The 21,128-nt window shown below is 60.4% G+C and carries 21 protein-coding genes and 1 pseudogene; 14 read left to right on the top strand and 8 right to left on the bottom strand.

Annotation, left to right across the window (positions count from 1 at the left end):
* Positions 1 to 4: 4 nt before the first annotated feature.
* The 10 genes and pseudogenes from AC1D2N_RS31660 to AC1D2N_RS31615 all read left to right on the top strand — a co-directional run bounded on the left by AC1D2N_RS31660 (position 5) and on the right by AC1D2N_RS31615 (position 8,000).
* Entirely contained in the window at positions 5 to 760 is a 756-nt protein-coding gene (locus AC1D2N_RS31660) for an ABC transporter ATP-binding protein (RefSeq protein ID WP_018246061.1), read from the top strand.
* Positions 757 to 1,485, top strand: a complete 729-nt coding sequence (locus tag AC1D2N_RS31655) for an ABC transporter ATP-binding protein (RefSeq protein WP_018246062.1) — start codon at positions 757 to 759, stop codon at positions 1,483 to 1,485. The genes AC1D2N_RS31660 and AC1D2N_RS31655 overlap by 4 nt, the downstream gene beginning before the upstream one ends.
* Complete coding sequence (locus tag AC1D2N_RS31650) at positions 1,482 to 2,396, top strand: branched-chain amino acid ABC transporter permease (RefSeq protein WP_018246063.1); 915 nt, start codon at positions 1,482 to 1,484, stop codon at positions 2,394 to 2,396. Before AC1D2N_RS31655 ends, AC1D2N_RS31650 begins: the two co-directional genes overlap by 4 nt.
* Positions 2,393 to 3,430: a branched-chain amino acid ABC transporter permease gene (locus AC1D2N_RS31645; protein ID WP_018517497.1), complete on the top strand. Its 1,038-nt coding sequence runs from the start codon at positions 2,393 to 2,395 to the stop codon at positions 3,428 to 3,430. The genes AC1D2N_RS31650 and AC1D2N_RS31645 overlap by 4 nt, the downstream gene beginning before the upstream one ends.
* Positions 3,431 to 3,469: 39 nt before the next feature.
* Positions 3,470 to 4,255, top strand: a complete 786-nt coding sequence (locus AC1D2N_RS31640) for a coniferyl-alcohol dehydrogenase (protein WP_026188728.1) — start codon at positions 3,470 to 3,472, stop codon at positions 4,253 to 4,255.
* Between the two features lie 23 nt (positions 4,256 to 4,278).
* Complete coding sequence (locus AC1D2N_RS31635; protein WP_018246066.1) at positions 4,279 to 5,724, top strand: aldehyde dehydrogenase; 1,446 nt, start codon at positions 4,279 to 4,281, stop codon at positions 5,722 to 5,724.
* A 395-nt stretch (positions 5,725 to 6,119) separates the two neighbouring features.
* Positions 6,120 to 6,233: pseudogene (locus tag AC1D2N_RS31630) on the top strand (DUF488 family protein); the annotation flags it as partial.
* A 151-nt stretch (positions 6,234 to 6,384) separates the two neighbouring features.
* The gene (locus AC1D2N_RS31625; RefSeq protein WP_026188729.1) at positions 6,385 to 6,906 is read left to right on the top strand and encodes a DUF4142 domain-containing protein; all 522 of its coding nucleotides are present in this window, start codon (positions 6,385 to 6,387) and stop codon (positions 6,904 to 6,906) included.
* A gap of 8 nt (positions 6,907 to 6,914) precedes the next feature.
* Positions 6,915 to 7,241, top strand: coding sequence for a cupredoxin domain-containing protein (locus tag AC1D2N_RS31620; protein WP_018246068.1), 327 nt, complete (start codon positions 6,915 to 6,917; stop codon positions 7,239 to 7,241).
* Between the two features lie 45 nt (positions 7,242 to 7,286).
* The gene (locus AC1D2N_RS31615) at positions 7,287 to 8,000 is read left to right on the top strand and encodes an RNA polymerase sigma factor (protein ID WP_018246069.1); all 714 of its coding nucleotides are present in this window, start codon (positions 7,287 to 7,289) and stop codon (positions 7,998 to 8,000) included.
* A 59-nt stretch (positions 8,001 to 8,059) separates the two neighbouring features.
* Here the strand turns inward: AC1D2N_RS31615 and AC1D2N_RS31610 are convergent, their stop codons facing one another.
* The 5 genes from AC1D2N_RS31610 to AC1D2N_RS31590 form a co-directional block, all read right to left on the bottom strand.
* Positions 8,060 to 8,743 carry a response regulator transcription factor gene (locus AC1D2N_RS31610; protein ID WP_018246070.1) on the bottom strand — a complete coding sequence of 228 codons (684 nt, stop codon included), beginning with the start codon at positions 8,741 to 8,743 and terminating at the stop codon, positions 8,060 to 8,062.
* A gap of 39 nt (positions 8,744 to 8,782) precedes the next feature.
* On the bottom strand, positions 8,783 to 9,559 hold the full coding sequence (gene fabG / locus AC1D2N_RS31605; protein ID WP_018246071.1) for a 3-oxoacyl-ACP reductase FabG: 777 nt from the start codon (positions 9,557 to 9,559) through the stop codon (positions 8,783 to 8,785).
* On the bottom strand, positions 9,556 to 11,265 hold the full coding sequence (locus AC1D2N_RS31600; protein ID WP_018246072.1) for an acetolactate synthase catalytic subunit: 1,710 nt from the start codon (positions 11,263 to 11,265) through the stop codon (positions 9,556 to 9,558). Before AC1D2N_RS31600 ends, fabG begins: the two co-directional genes overlap by 4 nt.
* Positions 11,266 to 11,267: 2 nt before the next feature.
* Positions 11,268 to 12,629, bottom strand: coding sequence for an aspartate aminotransferase family protein (locus AC1D2N_RS31595; RefSeq protein WP_018246073.1), 1,362 nt, complete (start codon positions 12,627 to 12,629; stop codon positions 11,268 to 11,270).
* A gap of 104 nt (positions 12,630 to 12,733) precedes the next feature.
* Entirely contained in the window at positions 12,734 to 13,432 is a 699-nt protein-coding gene (locus tag AC1D2N_RS31590) for a GntR family transcriptional regulator (protein WP_018246074.1), read from the bottom strand.
* Positions 13,433 to 13,669: 237 nt separating this feature from the next.
* Here AC1D2N_RS31590 and AC1D2N_RS31585 point away from each other — a divergent pair, with 237 nt between their 5' ends.
* The 4 genes from AC1D2N_RS31585 to AC1D2N_RS31570 all read left to right on the top strand — a co-directional run bounded on the left by AC1D2N_RS31585 (position 13,670) and on the right by AC1D2N_RS31570 (position 17,619).
* Positions 13,670 to 14,779, top strand: coding sequence for an ABC transporter ATP-binding protein (locus AC1D2N_RS31585; protein WP_018246075.1), 1,110 nt, complete (start codon positions 13,670 to 13,672; stop codon positions 14,777 to 14,779).
* A gap of 1 nt (position 14,780) precedes the next feature.
* Positions 14,781 to 15,689, top strand: a complete 909-nt coding sequence (locus AC1D2N_RS31580; protein WP_018246076.1) for an ABC transporter permease — start codon at positions 14,781 to 14,783, stop codon at positions 15,687 to 15,689.
* A 70-nt stretch (positions 15,690 to 15,759) separates the two neighbouring features.
* Entirely contained in the window at positions 15,760 to 16,530 is a 771-nt protein-coding gene (locus AC1D2N_RS31575) for an ABC transporter permease (RefSeq protein ID WP_018246077.1), read from the top strand.
* Positions 16,531 to 16,563: 33 nt separating this feature from the next.
* Positions 16,564 to 17,619, top strand: coding sequence for an extracellular solute-binding protein (locus AC1D2N_RS31570; protein WP_018246078.1), 1,056 nt, complete (start codon positions 16,564 to 16,566; stop codon positions 17,617 to 17,619).
* Between the two features lie 48 nt (positions 17,620 to 17,667).
* Here the strand turns inward: AC1D2N_RS31570 and AC1D2N_RS31565 are convergent, their stop codons facing one another.
* From AC1D2N_RS31565 to AC1D2N_RS31555, 3 genes are all read right to left on the bottom strand, one after another.
* Positions 17,668 to 18,909, bottom strand: coding sequence for an 8-amino-7-oxononanoate synthase family protein (locus AC1D2N_RS31565; RefSeq protein WP_018246079.1), 1,242 nt, complete (start codon positions 18,907 to 18,909; stop codon positions 17,668 to 17,670).
* A 123-nt stretch (positions 18,910 to 19,032) separates the two neighbouring features.
* Positions 19,033 to 19,716 carry a winged helix-turn-helix transcriptional regulator gene (locus AC1D2N_RS31560; protein WP_018246080.1) on the bottom strand — a complete coding sequence of 228 codons (684 nt, stop codon included), beginning with the start codon at positions 19,714 to 19,716 and terminating at the stop codon, positions 19,033 to 19,035.
* Between the two features lie 1,107 nt (positions 19,717 to 20,823).
* The coding region (locus tag AC1D2N_RS31555) for a hypothetical protein (protein WP_131704063.1) at positions 20,824 to 21,128 on the bottom strand (305 nt) is incomplete at its 5' end.

Here is a 21,128-nt window from a genome sequence, read left to right as displayed (position 1 = left end):
CCAAGTGCAGCGACAGGAAGCGCAAAGGCGGCCGGGGGGAGCCTTTCTCTCGGCCAAGGGGATCCACAAGCGGTTCGGCGCGCTTGTGGTGCTGGAGAATCTGGATTTTTCCATGGGCGATGGCGAGGCGGTCGGCATTGTCGGGCCGAACGGCGCGGGCAAGACGACCCTGCTCAACGTGCTCGCCGGCGCCTTCCCGCCGAATGAGGGAAGCATTACCTTCGACGGCGCCAACGTCACGAGCCGGACGGCGGCGGAACGCTGCCGCTCCGGGCTCGTCCGGACCCATCAGATTCCCAAGCCTTTCAGCGGCATGACGACCTTCGAAAATGTCTTCGTCGCCGCATCGCACGGCAGTGCCGCAAGCCGCGACGAGGCCTATGAGCGTGTGGTGGATTCACTTTCCCTTTGCGGCATGCTCGGGGTGGCTAACCGCCCTGCCGACACGCTCGGTCTGCTGGATCGCAAACGCCTGGAGCTTGCTCGTGCGCTTGCCACGCAACCGAGGTTATTGCTGCTCGACGAGATCGGCGGCGGCCTGACCGATGGCGAGGCGAGCGAGCTCGTCGAAACCATCCTCGAATTGCGCCGCCGCGGCATCGGCATCGTCTGGATCGAACATATCGTTCACATCCTCCTGCAGGTGGCGGAGCGACTGATCTGCATGGATGCCGGCAGGATCATCGCCGATGGCGAACCGAAAATGGTCATGAGCAATGCGGAGGTGGTCAAGGCCTATCTCGGAGGAACACCCGCATGAGCCTTCTCTCCATCCGCGACCTCGACGTTCGCCACGGCCTGCTCCAGGCAGTGCGCGGGGTCAGTTTCGATATTGGCAAGGGCGAGGTGCTGGCGCTGGTCGGCGCGAACGGCGCGGGCAAGACGACGCTGCTCAGATCGATCGCCGGCGCCCATCTGCCATCCTCCGGCAGCATCCTTCTTAACGACGAAGATCTGGCCGCCGTCCCGTCCCACAAGCGGATCGCCAAGGGCATCGCTCTGGTGCCGGAAGGCCGGCGCCTGTTTTCACAGATGACGGTGGAGGAAAACCTGCTTCTCGGAAAGACCTCCGGCCGCAAGGGCGATTGGGACATCGATCGTGTCCTCGACGCCTTTCCGAACCTGAAACCCCGCCGTCACGCCAAAACCGGACACCTCTCGGGCGGGGAACAGCAGGCGACCGCCATCGGCCGGGCGCTGATGAGCAATCCCGATATTCTTCTCCTGGACGAGGTCTCGCTCGGACTTTCGCCTCTGGTCGTCGATCGCGTCTATGCCCAGTTGCAGTCACTGCTCACGTCGGGGACGACCATCGTGCTCGTCGAGCAGGATCTCGCCCGCGCCATGAGCGTGGCGAGCCGTGTCATCTGCATGCTGGAAGGACGCATCGTCCTCGACAGGCCGGCGGCGGCCGTCACGCGCGAGCACGTCACCCAGGCCTATTTCGGATTGCACCGGGCAGCCGGCGAAAGGAGCGCATCGTGATCAACACCCTGCTCCAGGGCATCCTGCTCGGCGGCTACTACGCCGTCATCGCCTGCGGACTGTCCTTCATGTTCTCGGTGATGCGGATCATCAATCTTGCGCATGGCAGCCTGGCGGTCGCAGCCGCTTACGGACTGTGGCTGCTCGCCGCCAAATTCGGCATTCCGCCCTTCGCCGGCCTGCTGATCGTGCTGCCGGTCATGGCGGCCGTCGGCTGGCTGTTACAGCGCTTCATCCTGGAACGAAGCGCCCGCGGCGGCACGCTGCTGCCGATCCTGACGACCTTCGGCCTGTCGATCGTCATCGACAACCTGCTGTTCGAGCAGTTCGGCGCCGACACCCGCTCGCTCGCACCGTTCATCGGCAACCTGTCCTATGCATCCTGGCAGCTTCCGGGCCACATCTTCGTCGGCAAGCTTGCCGTCCTGATGATGGTGACGGCGATGCTCATTCTCGGCGGGCTGCAGTTCTTCCTGAGCCGCTTTGCGCTTGGTCGCGCGATCCGCGCCACGGCCGAGGATCCCGATACGGCCGGGCTGGTCGGCATCGATGCCCGCAGGGTAAACGCCGTCGCCACGGCGATCACCATGGTCACGGTCGGGATCGCCGGTGCTTTTCTCGGGATGCGGGCAACCTTCAGCCCCTATGCCGGCGGCCCACAGCTTCTCTTCGCCTTCGAGGCGGCCGTCATTGGAGGAGCGGGATCACTATGGGGGACGCTTGCCGGCGGCATCGTTCTCGGTCTTGCCCAATCGCTCGGCGCGCAATTGCATCCGCAAGGCTTCCTGATCGGCGGCCATGCCGTGTTCCTGCTGGTGCTTTTCGTCAGGCTGTCCCGGTTCGGCATGCCGGTTCTCGATAAATTTGGCGCCTCTCTCAAACTGCGCACCCGTCTCCGGAGCCCGACATGAGCCCCAACGCGACCCTTGCCTCCACCGGAATATCGATAGAGCGCTGGACGAAATCGTCGCGGGTGGCGCTTGGCTGCATGGCCGCGGTGCTCGCCCTGCTGATGTTTGCCCCCGCCGTGCTCGGCGCCGGTGCGATCGACCGGATGACAGCCCTGTTCATCTACGTGATCCTTGCCGCCATGTGGAATGCGCTTGCCGGTTTCGGTGGGCTCGTCTCGGTCGGCCAGCAGGTGTTCTTCGGCCTCGGCGCCTATTTCACCATCCGGCTGGCCGATGCGGGGCTCAATCCCTTCGTCGCGCTGTTTGCCGCCGCGGTCGTGACCGGCGTCCTGTCAATCCCGCTTTCGCTGTTCATGCTGCGCCTGAAGGGCGGCGAGTTCGCGATCGGCATGTGGGTCATAGCCGAACTTGCCCATCTGCTCGTCAATCTCGACCGGCTGATCCAGGGGGAAACGGGAACCTCGCTGATTTCGCTCAATGTCTATGACGGCAACATGCGGCGGGCAACGATCTACTGGCTCGCCTTGATAGCCATGGCCGCCCTGCTCGGCGCTCTCTTCCTCCTGATGCGCAGCCGCGCCGGTGCCGCCATGCAGGCGATCCGCGACAATGAGGAGGCGGCAACCTCGCTCGGCGTGCGCGTGATCGCCACCAATCGGCTGCTCTTCGTGCTCGCCGCCTTCGGCATCGCGGTCGCCGGAGGCCTGTGGCTGGCGACCGCCACCACCTTCCAGCCGAAGACCTATTTCAGCGTCCAATGGACGGCCTACATGATCTTCATGGTGCTGGTCGGCGGGATCGGCAAGTTCGAAGGCGCGATCCTTGGCGCCATCCTGTTCTTCGTGATCGAGACCTTCTTCGGCGCAGCCGGCGTCTGGTACCTGATCGGCCTCGGCGCCACCGCCGTGATTTTCTCGCTCTACCTGCCGCGCGGCCTTTGGGGCGAAATCGAGCGCCGTTTCGATTTTCAACTTCTGCCCGTCGGCTATCGGCTGAAATTGCCCGGTCCGCATAAAATCCAATGGGAAGAATGAGCCGGCTTGCGTCCGGATCTCTTGCGAAAGGTGACGTTCATGCTTTTTGGTAAAACGATCCTGGTGACCGGCGTGGCTTCCGGCATCGGCGCCCGCACGGCGGAACTGGCCGGCCAGATGGGCGCCGAGGTCATTGGCGTCGATGTCCGCGAGCCTGCCAGTGGAAGTGCCGCCTTCATCAAGGGTGATCTGTCCACCGCATCAGGCGTTGCCGACATCGTTGCGCAGCTTCCGGTGCGCCTCGACGCGCTCGCCAATGTCGCCGGCCTTTCCGGCAGCACCGGCGTCGTCTCGACGCTCGCCGTCAATTTCTACGGGCTTCGCGCCCTCTCCGAAACCGTGGCACCCCGCCTGCGCGAAGGCGGCGCCATCGTCAACGTCGCCTCGATCGCCGGCTACGGCTGGCGCGCCAATCTCGAGCGGGCAAAGTCGCTCGCCGGCATAGACGGCTTTCCCGAGGTGGCGGCGATTGTCGCCGAGCACGGCCTCAAGGACGAGGAAGCCTACCCGCTCTCCAAGGAACTGCTGCTGCTCTGGACCATGCGCGCCGCCCATCAGCCGCTGTTCAAAAACCGTGGCATCCGCGTCAATGCCGTCAGCCCCGGGCCGGTGGAAACGCCGATCCTCAAGCAGTTCCGTGCCGTGCTCGGCGACGCCAGGGTCGATAGCGACATCACCCGCGTCGGCCGCGCCGGCACCTCCGCCGATATCGCACCCGCCGTGCTCTTCCTCTGCTCGGATGGTGCGCGCTGGATCAACGGCACCAACATTGCCGTCGACGGCGGCCTCGAAGCTTCCATCAACGCCGAAGTTCTCGGCTTCTAGTTCTTGTCCCCAGGAGATCTCCGATGAATATTTCCCTCCTCATAAATGGCGCCGACCGCGCAGCCTCCGGCGGCCGGACCTTTGATCGCATCGATCCCTTCACCGAGAAGCTCGCAAGCCGCGCCGCAGCGGCAAGCCTGGACGATGTTGCCGCGGCCGTTAATGCCGCCTCCGCTGCCTTTGGCGCCTGGTCGAAGACCGGCCCCGGCCAGCGCCGCGCCATCCTGATGAAGGCTGCCGACATCATGGATTCCAAAGTGGGCGAGTTTACCCAGTTGATGATCGAGGAGACGGGCGCTACCGCGCCCTGGGCCGGTTTCAATGTCATGCTCGCCGCCAACATCCTGCGCGAGGCCGGCGCCATGACGACGCAAATCACCGGCGAAATCATCCCTTCCGACAAACCCGGCACGCTCGCCATGGGCGTTCGCCAGGCCGTCGGCGTCTGCCTGGCAATTGCCCCCTGGAACGCGCCCGTCATCCTCGCCACCCGCGCCATCGCCATGCCGATCGCCTGCGGCAACACCGTCGTCCTCAAGGCATCCGAACAATGCCCCGGCACGCACCGGCTGATTGCCACAGTGCTGACCGAAGCAGGCCTGCCGGCCGGCGTCATCAACGTTCTCACCAACGCGCCGGAAGATGCGCCCGAGATCGTCACCGCGCTGATTGCCCATCCGGCCGTCAGGCGCGTGAACTTCACCGGGTCGACCAAGGTCGGCAAGATCATCGCCGAGACCTGCGGCAAACATCTCACGCCCGCCCTTCTTGAACTGGGCGGCAAGGCGCCGCTTGTTATCCTCGACGACGCCGATATCGACGGTGCCGTCAATGCCGCCATTTTCGGCGCCTTCATGCATCAGGGCCAGATCTGCATGTCGACGGAGCGGATCATCGTCGACGAGACCATCGCCGATCAGTTCGTCGCCAAACTGGCCGCCCGCGCCAGCCAGCTCCCGGCCGGCGATCCGCGTGGCCACGTCGTTCTCGGTTCGCTGATCAGCCTCGACGCCGCGAAAAAAATGGAAGAGCTGATCGCCGATGCGACGGCCAAGGGTGCAAAGCTCGTGGCCGGCGGCAAGCGCTCGGGCACCGTGGTCGAGGCGACGCTGCTCGATCATGTCACGCCCGAGATGCGCGTCTATGCGGAAGAATCCTTCGGCCCGGTCAAGCCGATCATTCGTGTTGCCGGCGAGGAAGAAGCCATCCGCATCGCCAACGACACCGAATACGGCCTGTCCTCCGCCGTCTTCAGCCGGAATGTCCAGCGGGCAATGACGGTTGCAGCGCGGATCGAATCCGGCATCTGCCACATTAACGGCCCGACCGTGCACGACGAGGCGCAAATGCCCTTCGGCGGCGTCAAGGGCAGCGGCTACGGCCGCTTCGGCGGCAAAGCGGCAATCGCCGAATTCACCGACCTGCGCTGGATCACGGTTGAGGACTCCGCCCAGCATTATCCCTTCTGAGCGGCGGGCAAATTCCGCTACGGATGGCAATCAGCTCCCGAGGCATCATCGCGCCACGCCGGCTTCACGTTTGTGGCGCGATCAGACTTAGACCGGCGACATGCGCCGATGCCCCGCGTCGACCTTTCAGATCGAGAAACCGTCCAGGGCGTCAGCAAGCTTCAGCCAAAGATCATGGGGAGGCGAGGGAATTGGCCGCGAATCTTCGTCAGAGATCCGAACTCCGAAGGCACTCCCCTTCGATCGCTATCCACAAAGTGTTATCAGACACACTGTCGAGACCGATGATCTGTGTCTTGCCGTCCAGCTTTCCGCTCGTGAGCAGTCTCACACGAGAACCTTCGAGCACATAGAGGCCGTGCAAGGTTCCTAAATGAGTCCTCCCTTGGAAGCTGCTGGAGGAGCTGAAACGCCAGATCGGACAAGCGGACACGACGCTTCTCTACGCTGCGAAAGACGTGGACCACAATCACGCTATCGTGCTTCAGCGCTTCATCGGCAAAGACTGACGCGTCGGTGACCGACGTCGATGACACACGCCCTTTCCGTGTCCGAAATTTCCGGGAACCTTTTCGACGAACCTGCATCCAATGTTCGCTTCCGAAGGCGCACCACCGTTGCCGCCGGAAGGCATCGGTCACGACACAAGGGAGACAGATCATGTTGAAGCGAATTCTCGGCGCCACTCTGATGGCAGCCTCACTCGGCACGGCTTCGATCGCCGCCGATGCCAAGCCGACCGATCCTCAGATCGCCCACATCGCCTACACAGCGGGACAGATCGATGTCACCGCGGCAGAACAGGCGTTGAAGAAGAGCAAGAATGCCGAAGTCATTGCATTCGCCAAAACCATGGAGCGCGACCACAAGGCCGTCAACGATCAGGCGCTCGCTCTCGTCAAGATGCTGAAGGTGACACCCGAAGACAACCCCGTCAGCCAGTCCTTGTCGACACAAGCAGCTAAGGAACTGACGACGCTGGAGGCGCTCGACGGCGCGGCGTTCGACAAGGCCTATGTCGAAAACGAAGTCGCCTATCACAAGTCGGTCAACGACGCGCTTGCCAACATCTTGATCCCGTCGGCTGGGAATAAAGAGCTCAAGTCGCTGCTGGAAACGGGCCTGACCCTGTTCAAGGAGCACCAGATGCATGCCGAGCATCTGGCTTCGAAGACCAAATAGACATGGCAATGGGCTTGCTGATGAAATCCCTACGGCTCCCGCTGCTCTTTGCACTACTTTGGGCAGGCAACGGGGTTGCCTCGGCGGCGGACTATCAGATCACCATCACCGGCATGAAATTCAGCTCGCCGCCTCCCGAGCTGCATGTGGGCGATGTGATCGTCTGGAGAAACGATGATATATTCCGGCACACGGCAACCGCTCGCGACAAGAGCTTCGATATCGACCTGCCGCCGACATCGGAAGCCCGCATGACGGTCGCCCAAGCGGGAGCGATTGATTTTTATTGTCGTTTTCATCCCGCTATGACGGGCAAGCTGGACGTCCGGCCATAGGCCGGGCTCCAATCGAAAGATGCGCGAGCGGGCGGAGAATTCCCCATGATAGCCATTCCGATTCCGGCCGAGCGACACCGGCAGCAGATGTCGATACTGTCCGACGCCGATCTCGTGCCCTTGGCAAAAGCAGGCGACGAGCCCGCCATCCGCACCATAGTTCAGCGTCACAATCAGCGCCTGTTCCGGACGGCGCGCGCCGTCATCCGTAACGATGCGGAGGCGGAAGATGTCGTCCAGGCCGCTTACATCAAGGCATTCACTAATCTGGCGACGTTCCGGGGCGAGGCGCAACTTTCGACATGGCTGACCCGCATTACGCTCAACGAGGCGCTGGGTCGCGTGCGGGCCCGAAAGAACACCACCGGGCTCGAGGAAATCGATATGCAGACGATGGCGCCAGGTGGCGAAGTGTTACAGTTTCCCTCCTCCCTGTCAGCAACCAATCCGGAAACCGAGCTCGCCAGGAGCCAGGCGCGGCATCTCCTCGAGAATGCGGTCGACGAACTCCCGGATGATTTTCGCGCCGTGTTCGTGCTCCGGGATGTCGAGGGCATGAGCACAGACGAGGCCGCGTCTTACCTCGGCATAAGACCCGAAACCGCCAAGACCCGGCTGCACCGGGCGCGCAAGATGATGCGCCATTCGATCGAAAAGCAGCTCTCCGGCGCATTCTCGGCCCTGTTCCCGTTCGATGGCGCCCGTTGCGCTTTCATGGCCGACCGCGTCATCGCTGCCCTTCGTCACAAGACGTTATGATGTCTCGCAATATCAGCGGGCAGCTTGCCACGCACGCCTGCCATGGTAGTCGCGGGGCGCTAAAACATGCGGAGGTTAATCGTGGTATCGAGCGCGTAACCCGCGCCATAGACAGTGCGAATCCTCAGATTGCGGAGTCCTGCAAACGCTTTTCGCAGCCGGCCAATGTGCACGTCAACGGTCCGGCTTTCTACAGCGTGCGGAACTGGCCAAACGGCCTCGATGAGTTGCTTGCGGGTACTGATCTGCCCTTGCCTTTCGATTAGGAATTTAAGGATTCTCATTTCAATAGGCGCAAGCGCTACAATCTTGCCTGAAACCACGACTGCGTGCGGCCCGAAGACAATCTCGGCGGCGGAAGCGCAATTTGGCAGAGTCGAAACCGCCGGCCGAGGGCTTATGTCGTGCAGAAAGGCGAGAAGCTTTGCAGGCGACAGAGGACGCGTGATGCCTTCGTCGAGGCCCGCCTTGATCAATTGCAGGTGCTGCGTGCGCATATCCTCGCCGATGAGTGCACCCACGGAAAGCCCCGAGCCCTTCAAGAGCGCACACAGGGGCGCAACGTCACTCGGCCAACCTGCACAATCCAGTACGACGGCGGAAAGCTCTATTGATGTGCAGGCGTCCACCACATCGTCGTCACTTGCAGCAAGACGAGCCTCAAAGCCTTCACTACGCAGAATATGCGCGAGGAGCAGATAAAGCTCGGCGTCCTGTGAGCAGACCAGAATGACCGGGGTCATGTCTATCGCCTCTTCTGTCGGTTGACGATGCGGCAAGCCCTAACTCGTTGCGAACTCGCCGCCATTGACATCTATGATGGCTCCGTTGACGAACTGTGCATCCTCCGATGCCAGAAACGCGATCACCGCGGCGACGTCGTCCGGTGCACCGAGCCGCCCCGCCGGAATACGGGCGAGCGCGTCGATGTTGGTCTTGCTTTGCGGGGAGCCTGTGAGTGGCGTCAGGATGCGACCTGGCGCCACGACATTCGATGTTATGCCGTAGGAGCCATATTGAGAGACCAGCACGCGGGATAATCCTGAAAGTGCGGCTTTGGACGTCGCGTAGCTCGCGCCGGCGATCCGCGGTATCGTCCGGCCGGCAAGAGATCCAACGAATATGACCCGTCCAAAACCGCTTTCCTTCATGGCGGGCAGAGCGGCTCGGCAGCACAACATCGTCCCTGTCAGGTTGACGGCGAGCACGTCGTTCCACTCTTCAAGGGTAAGGTCGGCGACGTGAAGAGGGCCGTCAGGACTTTTCGGCGAAATCCCCGCGTTGCAAACGAGGATCCCAGGTGCGCCTAGGACACGGGTGACTTCGCCGAAAAAGGAATTGATCGCCGCCGGTTCGCGGAGATCGACCTTTCTCGTAAGCGAGCGCTCTGGCCCGAAAGCCTCGGCAAGCGCAGAGCCCGCGGCCATGACGCTTGCTTCACCATGGCTGAAGACCGCAACCCGATGACCGGCCCTGAGAAGTCGAAACGCAGTGGCAAGACCGATCCCAGTCGTGCCACCGCTGATGACCGCAACATGCGAACTGCCACCAGGGCTCATGCCGCTTGATCCATTCCAGTAAACAGCGAAAGGGGCGGATGGGCGGCGGCCTCTGTTATTACCTCAATCAGCAAGGGCCCGTCTCCAGAGAGACCGCGCTCAAGGTATTGAGAAAGGTTGGCGGGATCCGAGATGCGTACTGCTGGGCAGCCGCAAGCTTCCGCAATTCGCCGATGATCGACGTCCGCGAAACTGCAGGCAGTCGTGAAGCTGCCGAACTTGACAGTTTCCGCATCACGTTGGAAGCCAAGGATACCGTTGTTCAACACGATGATGAGTACCGGAAGCTTGCTCCGCACCATGGTCTCCAACTCCGCCCAGCTATGCGCGAAACCGCCGTCCCCGACGATGACAACGACCGGCTTGTCGGGCTTTGCCACTTTCGCGCCGAGCGCAAGTGGCAGGCCCCACCCAAGTCCGGCAAGGCCCCGCGGCGATAGGAAGCGCATGCCGGCCGAAAGGGCTCGGAGCTGGCCCGCGACCCACATCGAGGAATAGCTCGCATCGGCAACAACGGTCGTCTCTGCCGTCAATACTTGTTGCAGGTCGGACATGACTCGCTCGGGACGGATCGGACTGTTCTCCGAACGGGCAATAGATCGTCGCTCCATGTCAAACGCGCGCCAGAAACCCGCAATCCGAGCCGTCAACTTGTCGCGCTGCGATGCGCGGTAAGAGAGATCGCGTCGGGCAAGCGCGCGGCGAAGCGCGCTGATAGTTTCGGCCGCATCGCCTGCTAATCTGACCGCTTCGTAGGTACGTCCGATTTCGGTGGGATCGACATCGATGTGGATGACTGACGCGGACCGGGGAATTTGGCGCCAACTGTCAGTGCCATTCTGATTGGTTCGCGTCCCCACCAGAATGACGAGATCGGCTTCTTCGACGAGGGCAAGCGCGTGCTGTCCAAGCGATCTCGGCCCGACGAGAGCACCGAGAACGCCAGCTGACAGCGGGTGGTATTCGTCGACCGCGCCTTTTCCCATATTGGTCGTCAGGACGGCAAGCGAGGCTTCGTCCTGTAGCGCCGAAAGCTCGCCGGCGGCATGGCTTGCATGGACGCCTCCTCCGGCGATGACGATGGGCGCCTGGGCTGCGGCGATCATCGAGGCTGCGTGCTCGATGTCGCTATCGCGTGGACGCAACCGATCGAGTGGCCAGTGGCCAAGCACAGCCTCACGACGAAACAGCGAAGGGGAGATCTGCTCACGCAAGAGGTCGGCGGGGAGCAGGAGAGCTGCCGGTCCCGGCCGGCCCGAGGCGGCTGCCGTGAAAGCAGCATCGACATAGTCGTCGATCCGCTCAGCAACGAGCACCTTGCGCACCCACTTCGTGCATGATTGGAACAGGGTGAGATGATCGAGTTCCTGGAATGCATTGCGATCAGCCTGATCTCGTTCCACATCCTGAACGAGAGCAACGACCGGAACGCTAGCCTTCAGCGCTTCGGCCAGCGGCGGAACGAGAAGCGTTGCCGCAGGTCCGTTCTGCGCTGCTACAACGCCGACCTTGCCTGACAGCCGCGCATACCCGTCGGCCATGGTCCCGCCCATGTTTTCCTGACGGTAGGCGATTTGACGTATGCCGATTGCTTCGGCCGCAAGGATAACCGCCGAAGGCAGACTCTGAGCAAAGATATGGGTGACGTCGTGCCTCTTCAGGGAAAGAGCGATCCGCTCGGCGACGGTTAGATGATCAGTTGCCATGGTCACATGCCTGCTTCGGTTGAAGTTGCTTCGAGGATTGAAAGGAAGTCTGCGAAGGCTGAGACGACCGCATCACCGTCCGCAGTTGTCATTGCCGTCGAAAGGCACGCCGCAGCGCCATTGGGAAGCAGGATGCCGCAACTGAGGAAATGCCTGGAGAGCCGCCCCATCAACTCGGCCTCTTCCGGGGCGAGATACGCCTCGCGGAAGTCCGTTGGCTGCTTTCCTTTCGGATGGATACGAAACAAGGATGCCGCCCCCGTCACGCTGAAGGCTGCCCCGTGGCGCGCGATTTCCTTTCGAAGTCCAGCCCGGATTCTATCGCCAAGGCTCTCGAGTGCAGCGAAAGCGCCATCCGTCATCGCCTCCATGGCAACCCGGCCCGCAACCATCGATACGGGATTTGCCGAAAACGTGCCGCCTTGCGGCAGCAGCGGCTTGCCGCTGTCGCTTGCGAACACCCGCATCACGTCCTTGCGCCCGCCGATCGCCCCGACGGGAAAACCTCCGCCGATGATTTTGCCGGCGGCGACCAAATCGGGGTGGAGACCATAGCGGGCCGACGCCCCAACATATGACTGCCGCAGATTAAGGACCTCATCGGCCACGATGAGAATCCCGTATTGCTTCGCGATCGCCTCGACAGCGGCAAAAAAGCTTGGCTCAGGCGCTATCAGCCCGGCGCGGCTTGGCATCGGGTCGATCAAGATACAAGCCAGTGAAGGGGCAGCCGAAGCAATTCGGCGCTCTAGATCCGCGATGTCATTGAAGCGGATAACCGTTACCTCGTCCCTTACCGAACGGGGCATTCCGCGATAGGCCGGTACGGCCTGAGACACCGAGGGATCGTTCCATATAGCCGGCGACACCGCCTGCCCCGTTTCCGCCCAGTCGTAAGCGCCGTGATAGGCGCCTTCAATCCGTGCGATGCCGGGCCGGCAAGTGAAGGCGCGAGCGGCCTTGATCGCAAACATCACAGCCTCGGTCCCGCTGCTGACAAAGCGAATATGTTCGATAGCCGGAATGCGCTCGATCAACAGCTCGGCCAGCGTGATTTCGTGCTCGGTCGGGTTAGAGAAACATGTGCCGCGATGAAGAAGATCTGCAACCGCGTCGGCAACTGGAAGAAAACCATGGCCGTGAATCAGCGTCGTGAAATTATTGTTTAGGTCGAGTAGGCGATTGCCGTCGACGTCGATGAGATAGGCCCCCTCCCCGCGCGAAATGTAGAGCGGGCTGGGCTCATGATCGACGGTGACGCGCGTGATCCCGGTTGGAAACACGCGGCGACCCTTTTTGAAGAAATGTTCGGACCTCGACCGGGGAAATCCCCGGCCGTCGCGCAAGATATAAGGGTGAAACATTCGATCTTCTCCGGCAAATGGGTCACGGCGCGACCCTTCATAATTTTGTTATTACAAAAATCATGAACCCGAAGAAGTTGCAACAAAAAAATCCGGCCACGATGTTATTGCCGCTTGAGACGCTCCTGCGCTGCTTTCTTGAGGCGCCGATAGCCGTCTCGAATGTCGTTTTCCATTGCCGCTCGGACGGCGGAGGGATCTTTATCCACCAGAGCCTCAATCGCGGCCAGGTGGTTGTGGACACCGTATTTCGCTTCCGCAAACTCAGGATAGAGGTCGTGGAACGAGGCGCCGATCCTTAACCATAGGGCCTCGATGGTCGAAAGAAGGTGCGGCATCTCGCACAGTCGATAGATGGTAAAGTGGAATTCTTTATTGTCGTGAAGAGCATCGCCGTAGCGCTTTTCCTCGAGCGAAAGTGTGATTTTTTCCTGTATTACCAATAGCTTGTCAAGCACATCATTGGTCGCACGAAGTGCGCCTTTTTCGGTCGCTAATCCTTCGAGGGCAAGCCGCATCTGCGTGACTTCGTAAAGCGCCGAAAGATCGAGATGCGGGACGATGACGGTTTTAGGACCCACCATGACGAGCGCACCCTCAAAGACCAGGCGGTTAATCGCCTCGCGCGCCGGCGTCGCACCAACCTTCAGCATTTCGGCAACCGAACGGATCGGCAACTTGTGACCGGGCTTGTATACGCCCCGCGTAAGTTGCTCCTTGATGGATGAATAGGCGAAGTCGCTGAGACGCCCGGAGTGCAATTCCGACGCCGGCGATTCCTCTTCAGTTGTATTCTCGTTCAAAATTAACTCCCCACGAGTTGACTTCTTCACATTTTTGTTGCAACAAAAATGCATTGTGTAAAAATTGATCACGCAATGTGACAGCATAACGGGATCGTGAATATTAGCAACGCCTTGGCCCCGTGCGGCCATGCCTGAACAGATGCCGGCCTTGTCGGCACGACACTCACACCACCTGGCGCCGCGCGGGCGGAGTCGGGAGGGATCAATGCATCTTAAAGCAAAGGAGATATCAGTTTGATTGGTGCGCCTGTTTTTATCGATCGCATAGGAAAGGCCTACGGCAGCCAGACTGCCGTAGGCGCAGTGACCTTGGACATTTCAGCAGGCGAATTCCTGTCGATCCTCGGTCCATCCGGATCGGGCAAGACGACGCTTCTGACAATGATCGCCGGTTTCGAAAGTCCGTCTGCCGGACGCATTATCATTGGTGGGCGCGATGTCACCGCCGTATCGCCCGATCGCCGCAATATCGGGATGGTCTTCCAGCGTTATGCTTTATTCCCGCATCTGACCGTCGCCGAAAACATCGGCTTTCCCCTGAGGATGCGCGGCATCCGCAAGGACCTCAGGGCAGAACGCGTTAGCCGGGCGCTCGACCTCGTCCAACTCCCGGACTATGCCAAGCGCTATCCCCACGAACTTTCCGGCGGCCAGCAGCAGCGGGTTGCAGTCGCGCGAGCAATGGTGTTCGAACCGCCTGTTCTCTTGATGGACGAGCCACTCGGGGCACTGGACAAGAAGCTGCGCGAATCCATGCAGATCGAGATCAAGCAGCTTCAGCGGCGCCTCGGTGCAACGGTCATCTACGTGACGCACGATCAGGAGGAGGCGTTGACGATGTCCGACCGGATCGCTGTCATGGCAAAGGGGCAACTCGTGCAGCTTGGAAGCCCGGCGGATCTTTACTGTAATCCGGAGAGTGCCTTTGTCGCCGACTTCATCGGCAAGATGAATTTCCTAACGGGAGAATTCCTGGGCAAGACCGCTGGTCGTCACACCATCAGACTGGGTGACGACGTGGTTATTGATACGCCCGGTGCCGCCCATAATTTCGAGGGTTCGGCAAAGATAGGTGATCGCGTTCGGCTCGCGCTGCGCCCTGAGCGCCTCGGCCTTGCAGCGCGGGGCGCAGGAGGACAGAACGCCCTCCCCGGTCGGATCGAAACGTCGGTCTTTGCCGGCTCCTTCGACCTTCATCTCGTTCGCACTGATTTCGGAAGCGGCGAGATCATTCAGGTGCAGATCCCTGCTGATGGAAAGAGGGAGCCCTTCGCAATGGGGGCACTCGTGGACGTCGTCGCCGAACGCGACGGCCTCCGGCTCTTTACGGTTGAGGAGGGATGAAATGACCACGACCGTCGATAATCCACGCGTTGTACCAACCCGTCCAGCGAGCTGGTTTTTCTCACGCTCGGCGCGCCAGTATTCGCATGCGCTGACGTTCCTGCTTATTGCGCCGTTGATGCTGTTACTGGCCGGAGGCTTCATCTATCCGATTGGACGGCTCGTCTCTTTGAGCTTAATGGCGCCGGGATTCACGCTGGAGCATTACGAGCGGATCGTCACCGAGCCACTCTACATGGAAGTCCTGCTTCGGACGTTGCAGACGGGCGCCATCGTAACAGTGACGAGCTTGCTGCTTGGATTTCCGGTTAGCTTTCTCATGGCGCATGCCAAAGGCAGGATGGCGATGCTCGTATCGGCCGCGGTGTTGGTCCCACTATGGACCTCAGTGCTGGTGCGATCCTATGCCTGGATCGTGCTGCTGCAGCGAAACGGCATCGTTAACGGTCTGCTGATCGAGAGCGGCCTCATTGGCAGTCCGTTGAAGCTAATCTACACCGAAGGCGCGGTGATCCTTGCGATGACGCATGTTCTCATGCCCTTCATGATCCTGCCGGTCTACAACGTTCTTCGCACTATTCCTGCAGAGTACACTCAAGCCGCCCGCAATCTCGGCGCCGGCCCGATTAGCGCGTTCTGGCGCGTGACCTTGCCGCTCAGCTTGCCTGGAATCTTTGCCGGATGCGTCATGTGCTTCATCCTGGCGATCGGTTTTTATATCACGCCGGCACTCGTCGGCGGGCCTGGAGCATTGATGATGGCAACGCTGATCGGCCAGCAAACCACCGTTCTGCTTGACTGGCCATTTGCCGCAGCGCTCGCGACCGTCCTTCTGACCACGACGCTGATCTTTGTCCTTGTGTTCCGCAAGGCGCTTTCCGTCAGCAAAGGAATGAACAGTGTCAATTGAGCCCGCAGTCACCGCCTCATTCGCCCCCTCTCCCGTCAACAGCACCCATCGGCCTTACGGCAAAGCGGCATTGCGGCTCCTTGGGGGCTTCCTGATCGGGGAAATCCTGTTCTTCCTGGTTCTGCCGACGTTGCTCGTCATCCCGATTTCGCTGAACGACAGCAGCTATATCGAGTTCCCGCCGAGGGGCCTGACGCTTCGCTGGTATATCGACTTTCTATCCGATCCGGACTGGCGCGCAGCAACGATCTTCAGTCTGCAGATTGCGCTGGCGACGACGGTCGCTTCGACGGTTATCGGTACATTGGCCGCCATCGGGCTCGTTCGCGGTAATCTGCCGGGAAAGACGCTTCTGCGGGCATTGTCGTTGGGGCCAATGATCGTTCCCCATGTTGTCTTTGGCGTTGCCCTTTATCTGGTTTTTTCCCCGCTCAGTCTGACCGGCAATTTCGCTGGTTTCCTGATCGCGCACACCGTACTTGCTGTTCCCTACGTGATCATCACCGTGTCGGCAGCACTCGAGCGCTTCGACACGTCACTCGAGCTTGCCGCACTGAATTGCGGGGCAAGCCGGAGCCGCGCCTTTATCAGCGTTGTGCTTCCTAACATCGCCCCGGCGGTGGCTGCGGCTTCGGTCTTTGCGTTTCTGGCGTCGTTCGATGAGGCAACAGTCGCCTTCTTCATTTCCGATACGGGCGGAAAAACGATCAGCCGCAAGATGTTCGAGGACATCGATTTCAATCTCACCCCGGTCATAGCGGCGGTTTCGACGCTGCTCGTCGCGGTATCGCTGCTGCTCATGGGGACCATTCATCTCCTTACCGGCCGCGGGGAGGATTAACATGATCACATCAATCGGAGAGAGGAAGAACCGATGAAAAAGCGAACGAAGATCAAGCCACTGCTTGCGGCTTGCCTCATGCTTGCCGGTGCGGGGGCGGCGCAAGCCGAGGAGCAGGTCATCATTGCGACCACAGGCGGCGCCTACGATGCCGCGCTTCGAAAATTCTGGTTCGAGCCGTTTACCGAAAAGACCGGCATCAAAGTTGTTTCCGTCGCGGCAACGAATGCCGAGATGCGGGCGAAAGCGGCGGCCATGGTCAAGACCGGCAACGTGACCTGGGACCTTTATCCGGACGGCGAGATCCAGGCGAGCGCTGAAGCGCATCGGCTTACATCTGAAGACCTGACCGACTTTTGCAAGTCTTTCCAGAGCCGGCCAGATCTGGTCGAGGATGCCTGCGTCAGCGCTGGGGCCAGGCTTTTTTCAACCGCAACGCTGATGGCCTACGACCCGACTGCCTTCAAGGATGGGAATCCGTTGAGCTGGGCCGATATGTGGAACCAGACAAAATTTCCTGGGGGTCGCTCGTTTCCAAATTTCGACGATCCGTGGAGGGTAATGGCTGCCGCGCTCCTCGCCGATGGTGTTCCGCGCGACAAACTCTTTCCGCTCGACGTTGATCGCGCCCTTAACAAGCTCGACGAGATCCGCCCGGCGATATCGCTCTGGTGGAAGACCGGTGACCAGAGCGTTCAGGGCTTTCGCAACGGCGACTACAGAATCGGGCAGATCTGGCTGACGCGCGCAAATACACTGAAGGCGGAAGGACGCCAGATCGCCTGGTCCAAACAGGCCTCGTTCCTCGTCGGCGATCGCTTGACGATTATCAAGGATGCGCCGAACCGCGCAAACGCGTTGAAGTTGATCGGCTACTGGCTTGATCATCCGGAGGCGCAGGCCGGGGTGTGCAACGAACTCCTTTGCACGCCGCCGAGCCGCAAGGCGATCGATTTGATGTCGCCGGCTGCACGCGCGGCACTGCCGAGCGACGAGGACATCCGGGATTACATCGTCATCCCGGACGCCAAATGGATCAACGACAATGCTGCGATGATGCTCGAGCGTTGGAATGCCTGGATCCGATAACGATCCCCCTTTGGCGGTGGTTCCGCCCGAAGGGGCGGAGACAGATCTTTATCCCTTGAGAGCACGATTGACGGCAGCTGCGACGTCGCGCAATTCGGATGCCGTGTGGCCGGCAGTCGGACATATTCGCAGCCCCGCCCTTCCCTTGGCCACAGTCGGGAAGAAAATGGCCGACGTGTAGTAACCAGAATCAAGTACAAGTCTGGCAGCGCCGATTGCCGCAAGCTCGTCACCGACGACGACGGTCCTGATCGGGAGTCGGGACCCTGCCTGTGCGGTCGGCACCAGCTCGTCGAAAAGAGAGATGTGTTCTGCGAGCGTCCTTTGCCGCACACCAAGTTCCGGTGTGCGGTGAATCGACTGAGAGGCCAGAGCTGCACCGATCGCCGCAACATTGATGGAGGCCGAGAAGGCATGCGCGAGAGCAAAGCGCCGGAAGATCTCTTCCTGGAACGCCGTTGCGAGCATCAGCATGCCGCCCGACGCTCCGAAGCCCTTCCCGAGCGAGGCGGCGATGATCGTCCGTTCACCGAGACCTTCTGGCATCTGTGAACGGGCAAACCCCTCGCCTCTTTCCCCGAAAATCGATATACCGTGAGCATCATCGATGTAAAGGAAGAGGCCGTATCGCTCCTGAAGCTCCCGCAACTCCTTGATCGGGGCACAGCCACCCATGGAATAGACACCGTCGCAAACATAGGCGACCGCCTCGTTCTGGCGGCAAATTTCTTCGAGCGCCTGAAGATCGTTGTGGCCTATAGTGCGCACCTCGCATTCTTCAGCAACGACGGGCTTGTTGAAGGCGAGCGTTGCATGCGCGAGACGGTCGAATACCATGACTGGTTTTTTGCCGCCCGTCAGAACGCCGGACGCAATCAGCGGAAGCGCGCTTAAGTTGGCGGCAAGCACTGTTGTGTAGGTGATAGCCCTCGCGCCGAAGAGATCAGAAAGAGCATCCTCGAGGTCTCCGAGGACTGCAAAATTGAGCCGCGTCCGGGCGCAGGACCAGTGTAGTGTTCCGTAGCGCCGAACTGTCTCTATTGCGCCTTCGATGATTGAGGGGTGATTGTCGAGCCCGAGATACGAGCAGCGGACGAAGTCGACGACGCGCTTCAATCGGCGATCCGAAACCGGCAGCTCCACCGCTCGACCGTCAGACGGATGGACATAGAGGGCCATCAAGCCGTTGAGCTGGGCGGCGGCAAAGTGGGGACTCGCGTGGCTGATCAGGCCCGCGGTGTTTCTGTGGGATGTTTTCGCCGATCCGGCGCCCGAAGCTGCCTCTTGCATGTTGTGCTCCCAAATGTTCAACGGACTTCAAGCTATGCGCGTGATCGTCGTTTATGCAACGAAGGCGACAGCAAGTTTTCGGGAAGTTTCGATGAACATGTGAACGTGGGGAAGTCACATACTTTACGCAACGTCGATTGCATATCCTTCCTTTGGCACGGTGCGGATCAAATCGCGGCCAAGCGCCCGCCTCAATGCACGCCGGAGCCGGCCGATATGAACATCGACTGTCCGAGGCTCGACGAAAGCTGATTTCGGCCAAGCGACCGCGATCAGTTCCGCGCGGCTTAGAACACGCCCCGCGTCACCCATAAGAGCGCTCAGCAGACGAAACTCGATCGGGCTGAGATTAACCGGCATACCCCTTACCAAGACACGCCGGCCGCTGACGTCCAGCTTCAGATCGTCATATATTGGAACGAAGCGGCCAGACGCTTCGTCGGAGGAATTGCCTATTTCACCGTGGAGATAAGACAGCAGCCGTTCCGGAGGCATCGGCCTTGTGAAGCTCTCATCGACGTCGGCTTTCAGGATGTCGAGATAAGCGGCCTTTTCGGCGACGAGTGCGATGAGTGTGAGTTCGTCGGCAAGCCCCTTTTCTCCCAGGCTCGACGCGATATCAGCCAGAATTTGTGAACCCGGCTGGCAGTCGACGATGATAGCTGCAGCGCCGCGCTCCTCGGCGATCGCCACGGCCTCGTTTGGAATATCGACCAGCACCGTCCTGTATCCGGCCCCCCTCAAGATGTATGACAGCATCAAATAATAGTCGGCATCCCGGGATACGATCGCCAGAAGTGCGCTCATCGGCTCGCACCGCCAGCTGTTGACCCCACCATTTCTACGTTTGCTACGACAAAACTCTCACCGGATTGCCTCATTCTAAGTGACACCTCAAGCCTGATTCGTAAAATATCGCGAAAATCGCTCTCATTGCGGGTGTTTTTATAGCTTGCCTTTCGGTTTTGTTACAACATAATGTTGAGCATGAGAAGCACTTCGCACTGAAGCGCGTATTTGCCAGGGACGGCACGTGATCGTGGCCCACTCGGTGGGATCGACGTCCGGCATAATTTGATGGCCTGTTTCCGGACGGTAACGGGGCTTTTTAATGCGCGAAATGTTCGAAAGGTTCTCAGCCGGCTGCGCCGCAACCGCACCGGATTTTTGGAGTGATGCAGATGTTGGGGACATAAGTACTGCTGTCCGTTCGCTTTACGGACAACATGCGAAAACCGCGGCAGCCTGGTGTGCCATAAGCGCTCGCTCCGACGGTCGCTCAGGCGATTTCAAGTTTTGGGTCCGAGTTTTCCAGCAGTTGGGGAAATTCGAAAACAAATGCGAGGGCCATCGGCTTTGATGTCGCACGCATGTTTACTCCGACAGCATTCCGACACTACGAATCTGTCCGGCCTTATAGGTCGGACAGATTCGCGGTGATCATGCCAGCCGCTCGGTTGAACGCAGATTTCGGGAGCGGGACGTGTAGGGGCAGACAGGGTGTCCCCACAGCGAAGGGTTCATGATCAACACGCAGAGCAGGGGGACTAGTTTTATCTGAATACGATGGCTACAAAAGTCCTGTCATGAAAGACGCCTGCCGCATCCTGCACCAGGAGTTTCAGACGCGTTGAAGGGCAGCTCGGCTGAGTTCGAGGAAATGGGGCGCATCCTCAAAGTCAGCTTATTTGAGTCATGCACCCGCGATCGACACGCTGCTTGAAGCCGTTCGCTGCCTCCGCCAAGTAATTGGGTTGACAGAATACTCCATGAGCCGAGGGATGGCCCACAGCTGACGGGCGAGCGAGCGACCGCGCGCCTGGTTCTTGATCTCGATCGCGATATAGGCGCGGGCGATCGCATTGCAGCGATTTCCTGCCGTCCATAATCTCTCCCGCAGCTCATTCATTGGTCTCAGAGACTAATGCCACGACTGACAGCCCGCTGGTGCCGTTCCGAGATGATCTGTTCGCTGCTTTCCATGCGCACCGTCCGCTGCAGGACCTTCAACCTGTCCTGCATCGCCTCGAAAGCATTGCGCTGCGCTGGTGGCACACGATTGATGAGATCCTTTTCGCCGCGAATGATGGCATTGCGACCAAAGCGCTCGTCGAGTGCCCGGCTGACGGCGGCGAACTCCCGGCGAATGCTGGGATCGAGAGGGGCAGCGGAAGCCGTCAGCTTGCGGTCGTTGTTCTTCGCCTCGGCAGTCAGTCGCA

This window comes from Rhizobium sp. P1_B8 (assembly GCF_056406515.1).
Note: the sequence above shows the minus strand (reverse complement) of the source record. Positions and strands in the feature narration are given on the sequence as shown.

Excerpts from the sequence above, each read along its gene's own strand:
- fabG (WP_018246071.1), bottom strand. The coding sequence starts at position 9,559 with ATGAGCCCTGGTGGCAGTTCGCATGTTGCGGTCATCAGCGGTGGCACG.
- AC1D2N_RS31565 (WP_018246079.1), bottom strand. The coding sequence starts at position 18,909 with ATGCAAGAGGCAGCTTCGGGCGCCGGATCGGCGAAAACATCCCACAGA.
- AC1D2N_RS31595 (WP_018246073.1), bottom strand. The coding sequence starts at position 12,629 with ATGTTTCACCCTTATATCTTGCGCGACGGCCGGGGATTTCCCCGGTCG.
- AC1D2N_RS31615 (WP_018246069.1), top strand. The coding sequence starts at position 7,287 with ATGATAGCCATTCCGATTCCGGCCGAGCGACACCGGCAGCAGATGTCG.
- AC1D2N_RS31560 (WP_018246080.1), bottom strand. The coding sequence starts at position 19,716 with ATGAGCGCACTTCTGGCGATCGTATCCCGGGATGCCGACTATTATTTG.
- AC1D2N_RS31635 (WP_018246066.1), top strand. The coding sequence starts at position 4,279 with ATGAATATTTCCCTCCTCATAAATGGCGCCGACCGCGCAGCCTCCGGC.
- AC1D2N_RS31610 (WP_018246070.1), bottom strand. The coding sequence starts at position 8,743 with ATGACCCCGGTCATTCTGGTCTGCTCACAGGACGCCGAGCTTTATCTG.
- AC1D2N_RS31600 (WP_018246072.1), bottom strand. The coding sequence starts at position 11,265 with ATGGCAACTGATCATCTAACCGTCGCCGAGCGGATCGCTCTTTCCCTG.
- AC1D2N_RS31640 (WP_026188728.1), top strand. The coding sequence starts at position 3,470 with ATGCTTTTTGGTAAAACGATCCTGGTGACCGGCGTGGCTTCCGGCATC.
- AC1D2N_RS31580 (WP_018246076.1), top strand. The coding sequence starts at position 14,781 with ATGACCACGACCGTCGATAATCCACGCGTTGTACCAACCCGTCCAGCG.
- AC1D2N_RS31570 (WP_018246078.1), top strand. The coding sequence starts at position 16,564 with ATGAAAAAGCGAACGAAGATCAAGCCACTGCTTGCGGCTTGCCTCATG.
- AC1D2N_RS31655 (WP_018246062.1), top strand. The coding sequence starts at position 757 with ATGAGCCTTCTCTCCATCCGCGACCTCGACGTTCGCCACGGCCTGCTC.
- AC1D2N_RS31625 (WP_026188729.1), top strand. The coding sequence starts at position 6,385 with ATGTTGAAGCGAATTCTCGGCGCCACTCTGATGGCAGCCTCACTCGGC.
- AC1D2N_RS31645 (WP_018517497.1), top strand. The coding sequence starts at position 2,393 with ATGAGCCCCAACGCGACCCTTGCCTCCACCGGAATATCGATAGAGCGC.
- AC1D2N_RS31620 (WP_018246068.1), top strand. The coding sequence starts at position 6,915 with ATGGGCTTGCTGATGAAATCCCTACGGCTCCCGCTGCTCTTTGCACTA.